Source organism: Bradyrhizobium iriomotense (genome assembly GCF_018130765.1).
Taxonomy (GTDB): domain Bacteria; phylum Pseudomonadota; class Alphaproteobacteria; order Rhizobiales; family Xanthobacteraceae; genus Bradyrhizobium; species Bradyrhizobium iriomotense_A.
The window spans coordinates 190,476-209,801 of the sequence record NZ_JAFCJZ010000006.1 but is presented as its reverse complement, the minus strand read 5'-3'; the positions used below and the strand labels follow the sequence as shown (position 1 = coordinate 209,801).

Below are 19,326 nucleotides of genomic sequence, written 5' to 3'. Positions count from 1 at the left end.
AAACCGTGCGGCTGATCCTGATCACATTGACGGCCCTTCTCCTCGCGACCGTGGTCGGCGTCGGCGCCACCTGGATGACGACGACACGCGGCACCGAGATCGGCGCGCTGACCATCGGCGCCTGGACGGCGCGGCCGCGCACCGGCACCGCCGACGTCGATCCCTATTCGCGCGCCACCATCGTGCGCAACGGCGAACTGCCGATCGGCACCGGCGACGGCGTCGCCTTCACCGCGACCGCCGACGACAAGAAGAAGGCGCTCGACGGCCGCTGCGACGTGATCGTTTCCGGCGTGACCCCGCCGGCGCGGTTCTGGACGCTGACGCTGTACGACCGCAAGGGCCATCTCGTCGCCAATTCGCTGCAGCGCTACGGCTTCACCAGCCAGGAGATCGTGCGGTCGTCCGACGGCACGTTCGAGATCCGCATCGCCTCGCGCTCGCGCGCCGGCAACTGGCTGCCGACCGGCGGCATCGAGCGCTACGCGCTGATGCTGCGCCTCTACGACACCCCTGTCGGCGTCGCGACACGCACCCAGCGCGATGCGCCGATGCCCACGATCTCGACGGTGGGCTGCTCATGATCCGCCTCGCCTTCACCATCGTTGCCGGCGTGGTGCTGGGCCTCGTGGTCCATCTCGTCAGCGTGCTGGCGCTGCCGCGGATCGCGACGCAGGACGCCTATTCGCGGCTGACGCCGATGACCAAGCTCAACGGCGTGACGCAGCTGCCCCTCGCCGATCCGCAGACCTCACCGATGCCGTTCATGGATCCGGCCTTTGCGCTGGCGATCTGCCGCTACGACCTCTCGGGCGGCCCGATCAAGCTCACCGTGCCGGTGAGCCAGGCCTACACCTCGGTGTCGTTCTACACCCGCAACGAGATCGCCTATTACGCCATCAACGACCGCTCGGCCGGCAAGAAGGTGATCGAGCTCGACCTGATGACGGAAGCGCAGCACGAGGAGCTGCCGGAGGACGAAGAGGTCACCGCGGCCGACCGCCTGATCATCGACTCCCCGAGCACCACCGGCCTGATCGTGATGAAGGCGCTCGCCGCCGAGCCCGGCCTGATGCCGCAGGCGCAAGGCTCGCTTCAGGCTGCGACATGCGGCCCGCAGACCGAGCCGCCGGCCAAGGCCGAGGCGCCGCGCGGACGGCGCTGAACGGCCGTTTCGGCAGGATCACAACAAAAAGTGCGAAAACAACCCCATGCACAGTAGCGGGGGCATTGAAATCATTGCGCTCTTCGGACCGGTGATGTTGAGGCCGTCGGCTTCGCGTGCGCAGCTTTGACTCGTCGGGCAAAACACCGGCATACTGGCATCATCGAGAGTTTGTCGCACACCCGCGCGGAGCCGTCCGTCGCGGGTGTTTTTATTTGGGGAGCACGGTCTGCGAAGCGCCCACTAAGCCGGAGGCCGAGACCGGACATGCTTCGACTTGATGGATGATCTGGCTACGCGACCCGTGGGAGAGGCAGTTCGGTGACCCCCGGCAGCACCGCCTTGATGCGAATATTGCGGAATTGCACCTTCGAACCATCGTGATGGTTTTGCAGTGCGATGTGTCCCCGAAGAGACCGAGGCTTGGGGTCCGTGAAGTCGTTCACGAGCACACCGTTAAGCGTCACCTTGATGCGGCTCCCAACCGCCTCGATCAGAAATGTGTTCCACTGCCATGGGCCTTTCGCAACGTCGGTGCGGGTCGGCGCATTGATGTTGTAGATCGCACCGGTGCTTCGCAAAGGATCGTTCTCCACATTCTTTTCGGAGTTGTATCCACGCGGATCGATTTGGATCTCGTAGCTCTGGTCGATTGCGGCCATCCAGTCGCTCGGATTCGCGCTGTTCAGATTGGGCACGCGAATGAAGACCCCTGAATTGTCCGTGCGGTTCGCGTATTGCCATTCGAACTCAAGCACAAAGTCCGAGAAACCTTCACGCGTGTACCAGAGCAGTCCGGGCCCCCCAAAGGACTCGAGAATGTCGTATACCTGCAGGAAGCCTCCGGCTCCCGACATCTGCCAGTCGGCGAGACTCCCGGTGTAGAGCGATTTGAACTGCGCCGAGGGCGCCGGCGTCAGTGCCCCAACGACGGCAGCACTCGTCCGACGCGCGAGCGTAAGGCCAGTCAAAGACGGATTCGCCGAGCCGACAGTGGGGAACAAGGCAGGACCAACAACACAGGCGTTCGCGATGTGATGGAATCGCCCGCTTGAGTCCGTAATCGACGTAGCAGGATCGTCCCCCATCCACAGCGTTCCGGCTTCGTGGTGCGTGTTGCCCAGCTGGTCCTTGGTGGTAGCAAACGGATCGGGCGGCGGCGCGCTTTGCCAGCCGCCATTGTACAGGTACTGGACGTCGCCGGCCTTCTTGCCGAGGCGTTCGGCCAACTTGACTGCCGCGGCGGCGAGTTTGGTCCAGGCTGCGTAGTCGTTCGACGTGGGCGTGAAATTGACCCAGGCACGAGCGCTCATGCCGTCGTTTTGAAGAGGATCGGCCGCATTCGTGAGGTTCACGAAGCTCGTAGCGCCGCCGGGCCCGGCTCTCTTGTCGCCGTCCATCTCGCCGAGGCCGCGAAAGACGATCGCCACCCAGTCCGGGTCTTCGTTTGAAAGCAGATTCCGCAGCAAGTCGATGTCGGGCACCATCGTCCACATCGTCGCTTCCGGATTCTGTCCCTTCTCAGCCGACGCGAGCACCTGGACATGATAGCGACGCTTGCTCCCGTCAGGGTTCGTGATCTCGCCACGCACGATCGCGCCGCCCTGCTCGAGTGTCGCGAGCGCGCCGAGCCCGAGCGCACTGCGTTTGATGCGCACGGTAAGGTTCGTGCGCAGATGAGCCATGAAATTGGCACCCATGCTGTACGCGCCACGATTGATCGGGAATGACTCGATTGCCAGCCGCGTCGACTCGATCGTGCCTGCCGCCAGGACGACCTGACAATCGGGACTGAGGTTTGTCGGAACGGAAAGCGATCGAAACTGCCCATTGTAGGTGAGATCGATGCCCGTGACCCTGCCCCCGCTGTTCTGTAGCCTTATCACGTGGCACCTTGGAACGAGGAAGAAGCGTCGCCGCGAGTTGTCGTTCAACGTCCAGCGCCTGGCGATGTCGTCGCGGATGCTTTCCAGCAGCATGGGTCCGCTGCTGAACTTGTCGAACGAAAAGAGCCCGGGACCAGGTGAGCTCGCCTGCACCGCGATGGGAGCGTCTTCGACCATGTCCACCGTCACGTCGGGAATGATCGGGTTCGCGCCAGCCGTTGCGGCCTGCAACTCTGCATTGATTGCCGTGTTGAGCGGGCCCGACAGATAGTCCGCCTTGTCCTGAACGCCGATCTCAAACTCGACGTCGGGGTAATTCGCGCCGAGAAAATCGCGCGCAGCTTTGGGCCACCCAGCCAGATCGGCCGGCATGAGCCGCGGTGCCCAGCCTCCCCAAAATAACGACCGGCCTCCGGGGCAGTAGGCCAGCCCAGTGAAGGGCTCGTTACTGTGCCAAGGAATGCCCCAGACACCGTTGCGCGCACGTGGATCTTGGTCATTACGCGTTACCAACGCGGTATCCGGTGCGTTCAGGCCGAGATGCGGCAGATTCTGCAGGTGCGTCGGGGCGAGATAGCCCCCCGCATCGAGCAGGAGTACCCGCAGGTTCTGGTCGGCGCCGGCACGATAAATCTTCGCAGCAGCATATGCGCCGAACATTCCCGCGCCGATGACAACCACGTCAAACGGCCTTCCGCCGTTGCTCACGGCTTCGTCGAAGGTGCTGCACACGTATCTGCCGAGCAGATCCCGCGCAAACTCGGTGTCCTGGATATCGACCTGAATGGAGGGGTCCTGTCGCAGAAAGGAGAGCATCTGAGAGTTCCTTTCGAGGCGTTATCGCCGCAATGCGCGAGACGTTCGGTCCGGCCGCGTTCCTTTCGATCGGTACGCGCGAGAGGACGCTCCTCAGGGAGCAACGGAGTCCCGGTGCCATGATCCGCCCCGCGTGGCGTGACCGAGAAGATACGAGCAACTTGTGGTGGGTTCTATGAGCTGGTTCACACCGGACGGCGATTTCAACCGCAGGTCCCAGATCTGCCGTCCGCCCCTCAGAACTCCAGTTTGTCACGTACGGCATCGAGCCCGGCTCTTGCGCACGCTTCGTCCGCGTCACCGCCCGGAGCTCCGGATACGCCGACCGCTCCGACCAGAGAGCCGCCTGCTTCGACGATCAGTCCTCCCCCTATTACGACTGCTCCGGGAAGATTACGAATGCCTGACTGCATCATGCCCGGCTGGCTGATCGCTTTCAGCTCAGTTGTGCTGGCTTTGAACGACGCAGCCGTCCACGCCTTGCCGGATGCAGTCGACGGTGTGTGGGAGCCTGCGAAGCGATCGCGCAGCATCACTTGCGTGACGCCGAAGCGATCGACCACGGCAACTGCGACCTGGTACCCAGGGCTGCGACAGCTAGCCAATGCTGCGCGCGCCAGATCAAGCGCCAGTTCCGGACTAAGCGACTTGTAGGCGACGAGCGATTCTTCCGCCCGCATTGGGCCGACAAACGCAATCAGCAGGATCGCCGCGACCGACAGACGTCGAAAGCTCATGGTCATCTCCGGCAGAGGTGGACAAACTTCTATTTGGTCTCACCATATGTCAGATCATCGAACATGGTCACACTGTCTGCCTTGGTCCACAGGCCAATCATTCCCGCCTGCGCAATCGTCGTGTCCTCCACCTCAAACAACGGCTGCCCGTTATAGGTCACCTTGAACCGACTTCCCGCGAAGTCGCAACGCAGCACGTGCCATCGTCCGGATGGGACCGGCGTGCTGACACCATAGCCACCTCTGCGCCCCACGATGTCCAGCGACGTGCGAATGCCGTTGATCGTCTTGTAGAGCACGACATTGTCCTCCAGGGCGTTGGCCCGGACGACGTAATAATTTCCGGCGTCTTTCGCGCGCCAGATGAGTCCTGCGGCGCGATCCTGCGATCCGGCGACCGCCTTGAATTTTACCTCAACGAAGCCGTCCTTGATGCTGGTATCGCTTTTGATGGCGACGGGAAAAGTCGCCCGTCCGGATTGCTTGAGGACGTTCGGCTTGCTCGGCGCCGTGGGGTCCGCCTCGACGGTCCATTTCGGCTCGCCCTTGCCGGTCATCGTCAAAGTCCACCCTGCGGGCGATCTTCCAGCAGGAGCGTCGTCAAAATTCAGAGTCTCGGCCATGGCGTTCCCTCCCACTAACAAAGCCAGCATAGGCGCCAGGATGAGCCTGGCCCGTGCAGACGGCCGCGACGGAAAGGCCAAAGCGGCGCACATCGTCGGCTGTCTCAACGTCAGACATTCAATCGATGGAGACACCTTACGGGGCATTTTCCAGCCTACCTCCCGTCGCCGCGATATGCCGGCTGCAAGATGCCATCGATCGCGCCTCCGAGACCCGCGCTCTCAGTTACTGCGATGCACCGCGACGATCGCTTCCAGCGCCTTCTGATCCTTGTTCGCACGCATGCGGACGTTCGCGCCGGACACCCAGACCTCGTTGCATTCGAGCGACGTACTTCCAGGACTCGAAATACACAGCTTGTCATTGCGTATCGCCCAGCTGCTGGTCCAGGAACTTCCCGCTTCGGAGCTGACAAGCGCGCCGTCCGGGCGCAGGTACATCGACCAGTGCGGCCCGTCGGTAATGTCCTTGCCGACAATCCGCGCCCGGATCTGCTTGCCGTCGAGCAGTGTGAACTGCTCGTTGGCACGTGCAGCCAACCCGGGCATCAGCACAACCATGAGGACGATGCATGCGATGACAGCTCGAACGGAATGTTTCATTTTCCGACCACCTCGCGATCAAGCAGGCGCTGACGCCGATCAGCGCCGAGATCGTCTTGCGTCTCAACCTGCGAATAGCCGACAGCCTGGATCCGGGCGACGCGTTCCTCCGGCGTGAGAGCACGCGCGGTCGACAGCCCGCCGCAAGCGCCGGACTGAGGGACACGCACGAGGCGGCCAGGATGCCGATATTAACGCGCGCCGGCGTGGCCGCCGCGCACGACAACTGAGACAATTCGTCAGATGAGATCGGATACGATGACATGCTGCGCCCTTGGTGATCAGGACGCGATTCTTGGGCATGTCGCCTCACGGGGAGATCGCATTTCCCCCGTCGCCACGAATAGAAGCCTTGATGCGAAGACTGTCAAGCCATGCGTGCTCGGGACAAGGCACGACGACGCCCGGCGTCACGAAGAGTTCACTGCCCCGACGACGCTGCGGACCGAGGGGTGCGTTCCGGCGGCCTGACTCCCGACGGCAAAGCGACACGTCTTCCTGCGCTGCGACAATCCGGACCTGCACGAAGCTTGGCGGCGCGGCTGTTATGGGCTATCCCCTCCCAGGGGATAGGATCAACCATGGCACAGCACATCCACGAAAGTCACCCGGACATCGTCAAGCGGCTCAAACGCGCCGAGGGGCATCTGCGCAGGGTCATCGGCATGTTCGACGACGGCCGGTCATGCCTGGATCTCGCGCAGCAGCTCCACGCCGTCGAAAAGGCGATCTCCGAGGCGAAGAAAGCCCTGATCCACGATCACGTCGATCACTGCCTCGACGCCGCCGCCAATGGCGGTTCCGGCAAATCGTCCAAGAACGTGCTCGCCGAGTTCAAGGCGATCTCGCGATATCTGTAACGCGGAGTTTTCGATGTTCTCGGCCAGCCATTCGGCCGCCGCGATTCTGTCGGTCCTGCTCGCTGTCACCGGCTCCAACTCGCAGGCGTTCGCACAATCCGCGCCGGTCAAGCCGGACGGCGGGAAGCCGTCCGTGATCGTCATGGACGATGCGCGCATCAAGCTCGCCGAGATCGAACTGCGCGAGGCTGGTCCAACCCCGATCGCGCGGCGGCTGATGGTGCCGGGCACCATCGTGCCCGATGCTGGACGGGTCGCTCATGTCTCGGTGAAGCTGTCGGGCACGGTTGCGGAACTGCGCAAGAACATCGGCGACGACGTCGTCAAGGACGAGGTTTTGGCCGTTCTGGAGAGCCGCGAGGTCGCCGACGCCAAGAGTGAATACCTCTCGGCAAAACTCTCCAACGAGCTGCAGCAGGAATTGACGGCGCGCGACAAGTCACTGTCGGAAGGGCGCGCAATCCCCGAGCAGCAATACATCAAATCGCGCAATGCGGCGGCGCAAACCGAGATGCGGTTCGGCATCGCGCGCCAGAAGCTGATGGCACTTGGCGTGACCGACTCGGAGATCGCAGGCTTGCCGCAGGCAGCGGACGGCACGCTGCGCAGTCAGAACATCCGGGCGCCGATCTCCGGGCGTATCGCCGAACGCAAGGTCGAAGCCGGCGCCGCGGTGGGCCGGGACAGTCTTGAAACCGAGCTGTTCGTCATCGTCGATCTGAGCCGCGTCTGGGTCGAATTGGCGGTTTCCTCGACCGATTTGCCGCTGGTGAAGGAAGGCCAGTCGGTCGAGATCGCACTGCGCGGCATGACGGAAGCCGGTTCCGGCAAGATCGTCTTCGTCAGCCCCCTCCTCGACAAGGAGACGCGCGCAGCTCGCGTGGTCGCCTCGCTCGAAAATGCCGACAACCGTTGGCGGCCGGGCTCGTTCATCACCGCGGGCATCGCGGTCGAACGCCGTGACGTCGCCGTCGCAGTTCCGTTCTCCGCCGTCCAGACAGTGGATGGCCGCAAGGCTGTCTTTGTCCGGACCAAGGAAGGATTCGAGAAGCGCGACGTCGTGCTGGGGCGACGCGACGGTGCTGTCGTCGAGATCGTCTCGGGGCTCTCGGCCGGCGAGACCGTCGCCAGCTCGAACACGTTTTCACTCAAGGCCGAGCTTTCCAAGCCCGGCGATGAGGACTGAGCGATGATCGAACGGATCGTCGAATTCTCCGTCCGGCGACGGTGGCTGGTTCTGCTGGCGACTCTCGTCCTGGCAGCGACCGGATTCTGGTCGCTGACGCGTCTTCCCATCGACGCGGTGCCTGATGTCACCAACGTCCAGGTCCAGATCAACGCGACCGCGCCGGCTCTCACGCCCGTCGAGATCGAGAAGCAGGTCACCGTCACGCTCGAAACGGCGCTCGCGGGCATGCCAGGCCTGGAGGCGACGCGGTCCTTCTCGCGCAACGGCTTTGCGCAGATCACAGCGGTGTTCGCCGACCGCACCAACATCTATTTTGCGCGGCAGCTCGTCACGGAACGTCTGAACGAAGCCAAGGGCAGCCTGCCACCGGGTGTCGATGTCCGGATGGGACCGGTCTCGACAGGGCTCGGCGAAATCTACTGGTGGGCCGTCGAGTACGAAAAGCCGGGCGCGTCCGCGCCGGTTCGCGACGGACAACCGGGATGGCAGAGCGACGGCAGCTACCTCACGCCCGAAGGCGAGCGGCTGACGGACGATTTCCAGCGCACCGTTTACCTGCGCACCGTGCAGGACTGGATCGTTCGGCCGCAGATGAAAACCGTTCCCGGCGTTGCCGGGGCCGATGCCATCGGCGGCTTCGTCAAGCAGTTCCAGGTGCAGCCGGACCCGGCAAGACTGGTCGCCTATGGTCTCTCCTTCAAGCAGGTCGTGGACGCCATCGAGGCGAACAACACCACGCGCGGCGCCAACTACATCGAGCAGAACGGCGAAGGCCTTGTCGTGCGGGCCGCCGGGCGGGTGGAAAATCTGGAGGACATCGAGCAGATCGTCGTGACGACGCGTGGCGGCATTCCCGTTCGCATCAGGGACCTCGCGGACGTCTCGATCGGAAAGGAGCTGCGCACCGGCAGTGCGAGCGTTAACGGCCGCGAGGTGGTGCTCGGCACCGCCCTGATGCTGATCGGCGGCAACAGCCGCACCGTCGCCGCGGCCGCCGACGCCAAGATCAAGGACGTCAGCAAGACCCTGCCGCCGGGCATCTATGCCCATACCGTCCTCAACCGGACCCAGCTTGTCGACGCCACGATCCATACCGTCGCCCAGAATCTGGCCGAGGGGGCCCTGCTCGTCATCGCAGTGCTGTTCCTGCTGCTCGGCAACTTCCGCGCCGCGCTCGTCACCGCCTGCGTCATCCCCATCACCATGCTCATCGCCGCGACGGGGATGCTCGAGGGACGCATCAGCGCCAATCTGATGAGCCTCGGCGCGCTCGACTTCGGCCTGATCGTCGACGGCGCCGTCATCATCGCCGAGAACAGCCTGCGTCATCTCGCCGAACGCCAGCGCGCGCTCGGCCGCGTGCTGTCGCTGGAAGAACGTCTCGATACGGTGAAGGTTTCGACCTCCGAGATGATCCGCCCATCGGTCTACGGCCAGATCATCATCATCCTGGTCTATACGCCGTTGCTCACCTTCACCGGCGTCGAAGGCAAGACTTTCGAGCCCATGGCCCTGACGGTGATGATCGCGCTGGCGGTGGCCTTCGTTGTCTCGCTGACATTCGTTCCGGCCACCGTGGCGATCGCGATCACCGGAAAGGTCAACGAGCACGAAAACATCCTCGTCCGGACGCTGAAGCGCTGGTACGCGCCGCTGCTCTCGGGCGCCATCGCCAGACCCCTGCCCGTGATCGCCCTCGCAACGGTGCTGTTCGTCGGGGCGGTGTCCCTGTTCATGCGGCTTGGTCAGGAATTCACGCCGACGCTGGACGAGAAGAACATCGTCATGGAAGTGAAGCGCGTGCCGAGCACCGCGCTGGCGCAGTCACAGGCCATGCAGTTGCTGATCGAGCGGCAGATCAGCGGGCTGCCCGAAGTCGCCTTCGTGTTCTCGCGCACCGGCACGCCCGATCTCGCCGCCGATCCGATGCCGCCAAACGCCTCCGACACCTACATCATCGTCAAGGCGCAGGACGAATGGCCCGAGCCCGACATGACGAAGGATGATTTGATCAAGAAGATCGAGGCCGAGGCCGGAAAGCTGCCGGGCAACAAGGTGGGTTTCTCGCAGCCGATCGAGATGCGGTTCAACGAGCTCATTGCTGGCGTCCGCGAGGATCTGGCAGTCAAGGTGTTCGGCGACGATTTTGTCCAGATGCAGCGGACCGCAGATCAGATCGCCGACGTGGTCCGCAAGATCGACGGCGCCGAGAGCGTGAAGGTCGAGCAGACCTCCGGCCTGCCCTTCCTGGAGATCAAGATCGACAAGGCCGAGATCGCGCGGCGCGGCCTCAGCCTTGCAGCCGTGCAGGACCTGATGCAGACGGCCATCGGCGGCACCGATGCCGGCCTCGTCTTCGAGGGCGACCGTCGCTTCAAGATCGTAGTGCGCCTCGCCGATGCGCAGCGGAACGACATTCCGACGCTGGAGGAACTGCCCGTTCCGCTTCCGCGCACCAATCCCGACGCGCCGGCGGCCTCGATCCCCTTGCGGACGATCGCCTCGTTCGAGCAGACCACCGGCTACAACCAGATCAGCCGCGAGAACGGCAAGCGGCGCGTCGTCGCCACCGCCGAGGTCCGCGGCCGCGACATCGGCTCGCTGGCCTCCGAGGCCCAGGCAAAGGTCGCCGAGCAGGTGAAGCTGCAGCCCGGCAGTTATCTGGCCTGGGGCGGCCAGTTCGAGAATTTTGCCGTCGCCCGACAACGGCTGGTGTTCGTGGTGCCCGCGGTCTTCGCCCTGATCTATCTGCTGCTGCTCGGGGCGCTCGGCTCGGCGCGCGATGCATTGCTGGTCTTCAGTGCCGTGCCGCTCGCGCTCACCGGCGGGATCGCCGCGCTGTGGCTGCGCGGCATGCCGTTCTCGATCTCGGCGGCCGTCGGCTTCATCGCGCTCTCGGGCGTCGCGGTCCTGAACGGGCTCGTGATGCTGACACAGATCCGCAAGCTGATCGCCGAAGGCATGGAGCCGAAGCGGGCCATCGGCGAAGGCGCCTTGACGCGCTTCCGTCCCGTCGCAATGACCGCGCTCGTCGCCTCGCTCGGCTTCGTACCGATGGCGCTCGCGACCGGTACAGGCGCCGAGGTGCAAAAACCGCTCGCAACCGTGGTGATCGGCGGTCTCCTGACGGCAACGCTGCTCACGCTCGTCGTGCTGCCCGCGCTCTACGCACGCTTTGCCGTTCCGCGCACGCCGACCAGGCGCAGCGAAGCACCCCCGGCCCTCATTCACGATCACGCCGCGGAGTAACGGTCATGCCGGCCGTCCTCTTCGCCATCGACGATCTCCACCACAGATGATCGTGCGACGCCCCCGGGCGCGACCTCGTGCGTTCACTCCTCGACGTTGCCGCCAACTCGCAGCCTTGAGCGCCGCCGGATGCGATAAACCGATGCTGGCGGAATATTGAGCGCGGTTCGCCCGACCAGGCTCGCCTTCAGCCCGAGACGATCGAGGATCGGCCGGGGCACCGGGCAGCGCGGTCCGTAGGTGAACTGGTAGAGCGTGCCGCCCTCCTGCATGTGGCGGAAGGCGCCCGTGAGGATCGCGATCACCTTGCGCGGCGACATCGACAGGAGCGGAAGGCCGCTGACGACGGCCGAGGCCGGCGCTGCGAACGGCTCGTACTGAGCGAGCTGGCGTGCATCCATCCAGAGCACGCGCGCTCTCGGGAAGCGCTCCTGCAAGAGGCGGACGAAATCGGAACCGTATTCGATCAGCAGCAGGTCGCGCTCCGCGACGCCGCGCCGGAGCAACGCCTTGGTGAAGATGCCGGTGCCCGGTCCCAGCTCGATCACCGGCCCGGTCCCCGGCACGATCTCCTGCGTCATCAGGCGCGCCAGTGACTGGCCCGATGGCGCGATGGCGGAGACCTGCCAGGGATTGGACAGGTACGAGCGGAAGAACTGGAAGAAATCTGCAACTGCGGTAGCGTTCATTGCAATCCTCTGTTTTCCGCTCGCGAGGAGCAGACGGGTCGTCCCAAAGAAAGCTGGTGCGGCTACGATGCGATGTTGTGTTGCCGGGCCTCGCCCTGAGCGGCGTTGGAGTGAGCCTCCCACGCTTCCCACGTCGCGAGGCGATCGGCATAGGCGGCTCGGGCGCGCGGCAGGCCTTCGGTGCCGACGAAGAACCGCAATGGTGGATTCTCGGCATCGACGATCTTCAGGATCGCATCGGCCGTCGCCTCCGGCTCGCCAAACTCAAGCTTGGCGCCGGCGGCAAACACCTCCGCCCGCGTGTTGCTGTAGGCGTTGATGACGGGCGCGATCCTGAGCGAAGCCATGCTGCCAAACCCCGTCGCATAGGCACCCGGCTCGAGCAGCGTGACCTTCAGTCCGAGCCCCCTCACCTCCTGTGCCAGGCTCTCATGGAGAGCTTCGATCGCGAATTTCGAGGCGTTGTAAAACCCGATGATGGGCCCGGCGACGATGCCCGCAACACTGGACACGCCGATGATGTGGCCGCTGCCCTGTCGCCGCAGCAGGGGAAGCGCGGCCTGGATGACGCGGAGGGTGCCGAAGAAGTTGGTGTCGAACTCGGCACGGACGTCGGCCTCGTGTGCCTCTTCGATCGCCCCGACCAGCGCGTAGCCTGCGTTGTTGAGCACGACATCCAGCCGTCCGAAATGCGCGTGAGCCCGGGTCACGGCATTCTGCACTGCGTGGGCATTGGTCACGTCCAGGGCTAGCGGCAGCACGGCGTCGCCGTAAGCTTTCGAAAGATCAGCCACGTCAGCCAGGATGCGTGCGGTGGCAGCCACCTTGTCGCCGCGCTTGAGGGCAGCCTCTGCCCAGATGCGGCCAAAGCCGCGGGATGCTCCGGTGATGAACCAGACTTTGCCAGACATGCGATATCCTCGATGGATTGAGTTGGACTTACTCGGCAAGTCCTATCCTCGCAGGCCTCGATCGGCAGTGACGAGGCGCGCCAACGAAGTTGCCGCAGGCGCCAAAAACGACGCAGCACCCGTCAATGAATCTTGTTGCCGTGCAGCTCGCGCCAGCGACTCGGCGTCACGCCTTCCCAGTACCGGAAAGCGCGATAGAAGGAGCTTGCGTCCTGATAGCCCAGGAGGCACGCGACCTCGTCGATGTCGGCCGTTGGATCCGACAGAAGTTGCCGCCCGAGCTCCTGGCGCGCCTCGACGAGGAGCTCACGGAAGCTCGCACCTTCCTCGGTGATGCGGCGCTGCAGGGTCCGCTCGCTCAAGCCGAGATCGCGCGCCACGCCTGACAATTCCGGCCGCCCGCTCGCAAGGCTGCGCTTGAGGACGACCTTCACCTGCTCCCTGACGGAGCTGCGCGCTTCCAGCTCGCCCAGGGCGGACGCCAATGCCGGCGTCAGGATTTCGAGCAGCTCCTTGTTGTGCCCGGGAAACGGACGATCGAGGTCAGCGGATTTCAGGACCAGCAGGTTCCGTGCCGCGCCATAGCGGATCTGGCATTCGAAATAGGTGTGGTGGACGTCGCTCTTGGGACGAGGACGAACCAGCTCCACCCGCTTCGGCGTCAGGTGCTGTCCCGTGCCGCGACGCCCGAGCTCGACCAACGAGGCGAAGGTCACGTCGGTCGAAATCGCGGGCTCCGGATCGGTTGCGTACGGCCACTCCGTCGTGACGACGCACTCGTCCTTGCCTTCGTCGACGTGCAGCTGCTCGGGCGAGCACAGCCGCTTGAAGCGCGCGAGGCGGTGCAGTCCGTCACGGTAATCCCGCGCATAGAACGCAGCGAGGCTCGCCGGCGGATGCACCGCCGTCTCGACGCTCTGCACCAGCATCAAGCCGAGCCCCGGCTCCGGCTTCAGCTCCTCGAGCGCCTTCCAGAGCGCAAAATATTGCACTGTGGTGACCTGCCCCTGATCGTTCAGGTGCAAGGTCGCCGGCAATTTCGCCTGCCGCAACAGCGCGGCCGGCGGCACGCCGATGTGTTCGACGGCCTGCCAAAAGGCCCGGGGAATCTTGCACCTGTCTGCCGCCGTTCCGCTCATGACTGGTCCTTAGCGCATTTGGCTCATGATCAGGCGGTCGAACATGCGGTCGCCGAACCATTCGCGAATCTTGATCATCGGCAGGGCATATTTGCCCGCGACGTAGCGCGTGCGCGGCTTCGGCTCCTTCACGGCCCTGGACACGATGTCGGCGATGACGCTCGGATTGGTGCCGCGTCCCTGTCCATAGGCCTCGCGGGTCGACTTTGCGACGGCCTGCGTCAGCTTGGCATAAGGACCTTCACCCGATCGTTTGAGCAGGCCATTGGCGACGACATCGCCAAATCCGGTCTCGATCATGCCAGGCTCGACGATGACGACCTTGATGCCGAACGGCGCAAGCTCGAGCCGAAGGCAATCGGACCAGCCTTCCAGCGCATGCTTGGTCGCGTGGTACCAGGCGCCCAGGAGCGTGTAGATCTTGCCGCCCATCGAGGTGATGTTGACGATCGTGCCTGCGCGCTTCTCGCGCATCTTCGGCAGCAGGAGCTGCGTCAGGCGGGCGGCGCCGAACAGATTCACCTCGAACTGGTAACGCGCCTCGTCGATGCCGACGTCTTCGACGGGACCGTAGAGGCCGAAGCCGGCATTGTTGACGAGCACATCGACGCCGTCCACCTCGCGCAGGATGGCATCGACCGTCGCCCGGATGTCGGACTCGCTTGAGATGTCCATTCTCAGGGACCTCGCCCCGAGCTTGACGAGGTCATCCATCTTGTCGAGGTGCCGCGCGGCGACGAAGACCTGGAATCCGTCCTTGATCAGACGCCTTGCGATTTCCTTGCCCATGCCGGAGGAGGCTCCGGTGACGAGCGCGGTTCTTTTCGACCTGTCGAACATATCAACCTCTCTTGGTTCCGAGCCTTATCCTGCCGCCTCCCCGGTACGGATTGACTGACCAAGCGCGCCAATAGACTTGCACAACGCGCCAATCCTGGCGACCGCTCAAGCTGCTGTTCTTGCAAGAAAAAGCGCGGTCCGGGCGACCGCGCTTCGGCAGAACGGTTCGGGATTGGCGGAAGACCGCTACCCGCGAACGCGGTGGAATGTGCGGGTCTGTCCCATCGCCGGCAGGCCGAGATATCCTCTCAGATGCATCTTGCCGTCCTTGACGGTGGCCTTGCAGTTGTAAGTGCGCCCCGAGGAGGCGTCATAGATCGAACCGCCGCTCCACTCGCCATTTTCCCAGCGCAAGCCCGTGATGAAGACGATGTTCTTGAGCGACCGCGAACGCAGCGTGGGGTCAGGGTTCTTGGCGTCCTTCTTGAAGGTCACATTGTCCGCCTCGACGATCTCGTTGCCATAGAGCATGCGCGCCTGAAATTCTGCGCCGGCCTTGAACATGTCGAGCTTCACGGTGGCGTCGTCCGCCTCCCATGTTCCGACGATCGCATCGGGGACCGGCGCCTCGCCGTGCGCCATCGGCATCATTCCGATGTTCACGGTTGCCATCAGCAGGAAGATGGCGGATCGACGGGACAGACGTGATGTTTGCATGCTGCGTTCCTTGGTTTGCGGATGGGACGAGCGATCGAGGCGCTCGCCGGTCTCGCAAATGTCTCTAGATTTCGGGAACAGCGTTCGCAGCGGCAGAAAGCGCCAGCGGAATTGCGCGGCGCGCCAATCGATGACGATGGCCAGCGTCATCGAGTACGGCGCGACCGGTCAGGAAACAATACCGCGCACCATCCGCGCCCACAGCAACGCGAACGGCCCGAACATAATGCCAGCCGCGAGGACGATGAACACCAGCAGCCAGCCGGTCGCGCTCTGCGGGCCGCCGGCGATGTCGAGTGCGGCGCCGGTGCCCCATGCTCCAAGCGCCGACAGGCCGAAGCCGACCGTCGAGTGCAGGGCCAGGGTCGCGCCGCGATGCTCGGACGCCGCCGCGGCCGACATGCCGGCGGTCAACGCGCCGGAATCCGCCGGCACGGTCAGTCCATAGAGGAGCAGCAGCAGTGCGAGCAGCCATGCCGGCGCCGTCGCATTGAGCCCGATCACCAGCGCCACGCAGGCTGACGCGATCATCACAAACGTGATCGCACGATGGCGGCCGAACTTCAGCGCGGCCTCGTTACCGAGGATGCTGGCGGGCATCGAGATCACCGCGAAGCAGAAGCTCAGCAGGACGGGACTCAGCCACGACGGTGCGCCCTGATGCGCGACAACGAACGTCCAGAATCCCACGAGCCAGGTGCGGATGCCGTAGAGCTCGAAGCAATGGGCGCCATAGCCGAGGATGTAGCCGAGCGCCTCGCGATTGGCGAAGACGGGTGCGAAGTTGAGCAGGCGCCCGGCCTTCGGCGCAGGCCGCCGTTGGTCGATCAGCAAACACGCGACGACCATTGCGATCGGACCGAAGCCTGTCACGACGAAAGCCGTTCGCCACCCCCATCGGTCGGCGATCAGTTGCGCCACGAGGAACGAGAGGCCGACACCGACCGAGAAGCTCGACGTGTACAGCGTGACCGCCCGCGATGTGTCCCCAGCGGGAAGCCGATCGGTCAGCGCCTTCAGGCCGGGCATGTAGGCGCCGGCAAATCCAAGTCCCGCGAGCGACCAGATTGCGGTCCCCGACCAAAACCCTTGCGCAAAGAGACCGAACGCTGCGGTCGCAAGCCCGCTGACGATCGAGCCCCAGAGCAGGACGAGTCGCGCATCGATGCGGTCGGTCAAGGTCGTCAGCACGGGCACGGCGAGCATGTAGCCGAACGCATAACCGCTCGCCATCAACCCGCCTTCGGCGGCGGAGAGACCCCACGCCGGCATCAGGTGCTGCGCGAGGTTTGCGGACAGCGTGACATGCGGCAGCAGATTGCCGACCTGGCCGATGCACATCACCGCAATCAGGGACCGACCGCTCAGCTTAGGAATTTTGCTCTCCCACCTGGAGGGGTGTTGATGTTGCCTGCTCGTTACGTAACAGCAAGAGCGCAAAGAAGGCCGAGAGCGAAACAAGCGCGCTGATCCACAGCGCGCTGCTGCCGATCTGCTCCACCATCAGTCCCAGCGCGAGCGGCGCGGCGGCACCCGTTACCCTGGACGGCAGCGAGATCATGCCGACGCGCCTGCCGAATCCCGCTGGCCCGAACAGCGCCAAGGGAAGCGTCCCGCGGGCAATGGTGATGATGCCGTTGCCCGCGCCGTACAGCACCGTGAACGTCGTCGCGAGCAAGGGTCCACCCGCGACCAACGCAACGACACCGACCGGATTCATCAGCATAGCCAGCCTCGCCGAGAGCAGCGGATGAAACCGGGCAAGCCATCCTGCCTCCAGAAGCCGCGCGCCGACTTGCGCAGGCCCAACCAACGCGCCCGCGAGCAAGGCCTGCGCCGGAGTCGCACCGAACGCAACCAGCATGGTCGGCAGGATGGCTGAGATTCCCGAACTGACGAAGCTTGCCGCCGCAAACATGTAGGCCAGCAGCACCATCGCGAAGGTCTCGCTCTGGCGTCCGGATTGCCGGCTCGCAGCCGTGCCGGATCGAGGCTGCTGGTCCAATGGAACGGCGCGCGGCAGCGAGAGATTGAGCGGCAACGCGAGCGCGATGTGGATCGCCGCCCACACCTGGCAGGCCACGCGCCAGCCATACTCGGACTCCAGCCACGTCGTGAGCGGCCAGCCGAGTGTGCTGGCGAAACCGGCGATCAGGGTGATGCCGGTGATGGTTCGCCGCGCATTGGCACCGTCGATTCGCGCAAGCGTCGCGAAGGCCGCTTCATAGAGGCCCATGCCCATGCCGATCCCGAGCAGCACCCAGGCCGCGATCAACACTGCCGCGCCATGGGCTACGGACAGCAGGAACAACCCTGCCACAAACACGAGGTTCGAGATCGCGAGCAGACCGCGCCCTCCGAACGTGTCGATGGCATGCCCGACGCGCGGGCCGAGCAGACCGGAGATGACGAGCGCGCCCGAGAGCGCGCCGAACACATAGGTCGGCGCAAGACCGAGATCGCGGGCGATCGGCGCAGCCAGGATGGCGGGAAGATAATAGCTCGACGCCCACGCAATCGTTTGCGCGGTGCCGAGCGCGAGCACGATGGCGAGCGGACCTCGAGCTTGGCCCGCAGGGACTTGCGTCATGAGCAACCGCACCCCGCAGCGCCGGCTTTCTTTGCCGATTCATCGGCGGCACAGCAGGCTGACGACTCCTCCTTCGGAGGTCCGCCGCAGCATCCCGCTGCGGCCCCGGTCTCGACGCCGCCGCGCGTGCAGACGCCGGTCTCGGGCAGCACAAGCTCCACCCTTGCCGCGGCTTTCTTGTCGCCAGCGAGATCAGCCGCAATCGAGCGGACCTGCTCATACCCCGTCATCATGAGGAAGGTCGGCGCACGGCCATAGGACTTCATGCCCGCCACGTAGAAACCCGGCTCGTCATGCGAGAGTTCGCGCGCGCCGTGCGGGCGGACCGTGCCGCAGCTATGCTCGTTGGGATCGATCAGCGGTGCGAGAGCGACCGGCGCCTCGATGGCAGGATCAAGCCTCAGGCGCAATTCGGACAGGAACGAGAAGTCAGGACGGAAGCCGGTCGATACGATCAATTCGTCAGCGATCACGCTTCGCCCACTGCAAGAGGAGCCTGCCGCGATCTTGAGGCGGCCTTCGGAGTCCGAGAGATGCGTGACGCCAAATTCGGTTTCAACCTTGATCTTCCCGGAGGCCACAAGCGCGGCGAAGGAGGCGCCAAGCTCGCCGCGTGCAGCAAGCTTGTCATTCCGGCCACCGCCAAAAGCCTTGGCGGGATCGGTACCGCGCAGGAGCCAGACGGGTTGCGTACCCGGCACTTCGTCGGCGAGATGCGCGAGATCAATGAGCGTACCGATCGCGGAATGACCGGCGCCCAAAACAGCAACGGTCTTGCCGGCATATCTGGAACGGCCGGCCCCCCGGACATCCGGCATGCCGTAGGCGATGTGGTTGACGCACTCGGGCTCGCCAATGGCGGGCAAGCCGTCGCGGCCGGCCGGATTAGGGGAGAACCATGTGCCTGAGGTATCAATCACGGCATCTGCACGCAGAACCTCGGGTCCCTTGCCGTTCTGGTAGCGGATTTCGAAAGGCGCCTGCTCTCTGCCCTTTGTCTTCGCCTTGTCGAAGCCGACGCGGCTGATGGCCGAGACGCGGCTGGAGGCCCGGATCACCTCGCGCAGCGGCGTTCGCGTCGCGAGCGGCATCAAATATCGGTCAAGCAGCTCGCCGCCGGTCGGATAGGACTGAGGATCCGGCGAATTCCATCCCGTCGGCGCCAGCATGCGCGTGGCGGCCTTGTCGACGTTGTACTCCCACGGCGAGAACAGCTGGACATGCTGCCACTGCCGGATCGCGTGCCCCGCCTCGGAGCCGGCCTCGAGCACGATGGGCGACATGCCGCGTTCGAGCACATGCGCGGCGGCTGCGAGGCCGACCGGCCCTGCCCCGATGATGGCGACCGTCCTAGCATTCATTCCGACTTCTC

17 protein-coding genes are annotated in these 19,326 nt (G+C 64.5%); 5 read left to right on the top strand and 12 right to left on the bottom strand.

All coding sequences use genetic code 11. From position 1 onward, the window contains the following. Positions 1-5 precede the first annotated feature (5 nt). Both JQ635_RS13765 and JQ635_RS13760 read left to right on the top strand, forming a co-directional pair. Positions 6-584 carry a DUF1214 domain-containing protein gene (locus tag JQ635_RS13765; RefSeq protein ID WP_211410405.1) on the top strand — a complete coding sequence of 193 codons (579 nt, stop codon included), beginning with the start codon at positions 6-8 and terminating at the stop codon, positions 582-584. Then, positions 581-1,165, top strand: a complete 585-nt coding sequence (locus JQ635_RS13760; protein WP_211410404.1) for a DUF1254 domain-containing protein — start codon at positions 581-583, stop codon at positions 1,163-1,165. The genes JQ635_RS13765 and JQ635_RS13760 overlap by 4 nt, the downstream gene beginning before the upstream one ends. A 293-nt stretch (positions 1,166-1,458) precedes the next feature. Here JQ635_RS13760 and JQ635_RS13755 read toward each other — a convergent pair whose 3' ends face one another. The 4 genes from JQ635_RS13755 to JQ635_RS13740 all read right to left on the bottom strand — a co-directional run bounded on the left by JQ635_RS13755 (position 1,459) and on the right by JQ635_RS13740 (position 5,830). Beyond that, positions 1,459-3,867 carry a family 16 glycoside hydrolase gene (locus JQ635_RS13755; protein WP_211410403.1) on the bottom strand — a complete coding sequence of 803 codons (2,409 nt, stop codon included), beginning with the start codon at positions 3,865-3,867 and terminating at the stop codon, positions 1,459-1,461. Positions 3,868-4,103: 236 nt separating this feature from the next. Then, positions 4,104-4,604, bottom strand: a complete 501-nt coding sequence (locus JQ635_RS13750) for a GlcG/HbpS family heme-binding protein (protein WP_211410402.1) — start codon at positions 4,602-4,604, stop codon at positions 4,104-4,106. Between the two features lie 29 nt (positions 4,605-4,633). Further along, positions 4,634-5,227 (bottom strand): hypothetical protein, encoded by a 594-nt coding sequence (locus tag JQ635_RS13745; RefSeq protein ID WP_246583517.1) that lies wholly within the window; start codon positions 5,225-5,227, stop codon positions 4,634-4,636. Positions 5,228-5,449: 222 nt separating this feature from the next. Beyond that, positions 5,450-5,830 carry a hypothetical protein gene (locus tag JQ635_RS13740; RefSeq protein WP_211410400.1) on the bottom strand — a complete coding sequence of 127 codons (381 nt, stop codon included), beginning with the start codon at positions 5,828-5,830 and terminating at the stop codon, positions 5,450-5,452. Positions 5,831-6,411: 581 nt separating this feature from the next. Between JQ635_RS13740 and JQ635_RS13735 the strand changes: the two genes are divergently transcribed. From JQ635_RS13735 to JQ635_RS13725, 3 genes are read left to right on the top strand one after another with little or no spacing between them, the layout of a single operon-like run. Further along, positions 6,412-6,690 (top strand): metal-sensing transcriptional repressor, encoded by a 279-nt coding sequence (locus JQ635_RS13735; RefSeq protein ID WP_211410399.1) that lies wholly within the window; start codon positions 6,412-6,414, stop codon positions 6,688-6,690. A gap of 13 nt (positions 6,691-6,703) precedes the next feature. Further along, positions 6,704-7,876 carry an efflux RND transporter periplasmic adaptor subunit gene (locus JQ635_RS13730; RefSeq protein WP_211410398.1) on the top strand — a complete coding sequence of 391 codons (1,173 nt, stop codon included), beginning with the start codon at positions 6,704-6,706 and terminating at the stop codon, positions 7,874-7,876. A 3-nt stretch (positions 7,877-7,879) separates the two neighbouring features. Next, the gene (locus tag JQ635_RS13725; RefSeq protein WP_211410397.1) at positions 7,880-11,128 is read left to right on the top strand and encodes an efflux RND transporter permease subunit; all 3,249 of its coding nucleotides are present in this window, start codon (positions 7,880-7,882) and stop codon (positions 11,126-11,128) included. An 83-nt stretch (positions 11,129-11,211) separates the two neighbouring features. On the opposite strand, the gene JQ635_RS13720 is transcribed toward JQ635_RS13725, so the two are convergent. From JQ635_RS13720 to JQ635_RS13685, 8 genes are all read right to left on the bottom strand, one after another. After that, complete coding sequence (locus tag JQ635_RS13720; protein WP_211410396.1) at positions 11,212-11,817, bottom strand: class I SAM-dependent methyltransferase; 606 nt, start codon at positions 11,815-11,817, stop codon at positions 11,212-11,214. 62 nt (positions 11,818-11,879) lie between these two features. Further along, the gene (locus JQ635_RS13715; protein ID WP_211410395.1) at positions 11,880-12,728 is read right to left on the bottom strand and encodes an SDR family NAD(P)-dependent oxidoreductase; all 849 of its coding nucleotides are present in this window, start codon (positions 12,726-12,728) and stop codon (positions 11,880-11,882) included. 122 nt (positions 12,729-12,850) lie between these two features. Beyond that, complete coding sequence (locus JQ635_RS13710) at positions 12,851-13,867, bottom strand: AraC family transcriptional regulator (protein ID WP_211410394.1); 1,017 nt, start codon at positions 13,865-13,867, stop codon at positions 12,851-12,853. Positions 13,868-13,876: 9 nt separating this feature from the next. Then, complete coding sequence (locus JQ635_RS13705) at positions 13,877-14,707, bottom strand: oxidoreductase (RefSeq protein ID WP_211410393.1); 831 nt, start codon at positions 14,705-14,707, stop codon at positions 13,877-13,879. A gap of 186 nt (positions 14,708-14,893) precedes the next feature. Continuing rightward, on the bottom strand, positions 14,894-15,514 hold the full coding sequence (locus tag JQ635_RS13700) for a DUF2147 domain-containing protein (RefSeq protein ID WP_246583516.1): 621 nt from the start codon (positions 15,512-15,514) through the stop codon (positions 14,894-14,896). A gap of 18 nt (positions 15,515-15,532) precedes the next feature. Continuing rightward, positions 15,533-16,705, bottom strand: a complete 1,173-nt coding sequence (locus tag JQ635_RS13695; protein WP_211410392.1) for an MFS transporter — start codon at positions 16,703-16,705, stop codon at positions 15,533-15,535. Between the two features lie 28 nt (positions 16,706-16,733). Further along, positions 16,734-17,954, bottom strand: a complete 1,221-nt coding sequence (locus JQ635_RS13690) for an MFS transporter (protein WP_211410391.1) — start codon at positions 17,952-17,954, stop codon at positions 16,734-16,736. Continuing rightward, on the bottom strand, positions 17,951-19,315 hold the full coding sequence (locus JQ635_RS13685; protein ID WP_211410494.1) for an NAD(P)-binding domain-containing protein: 1,365 nt from the start codon (positions 19,313-19,315) through the stop codon (positions 17,951-17,953). Before JQ635_RS13685 ends, JQ635_RS13690 begins: the two co-directional genes overlap by 4 nt. Positions 19,316-19,326: the final 11 nt, after the last annotated feature.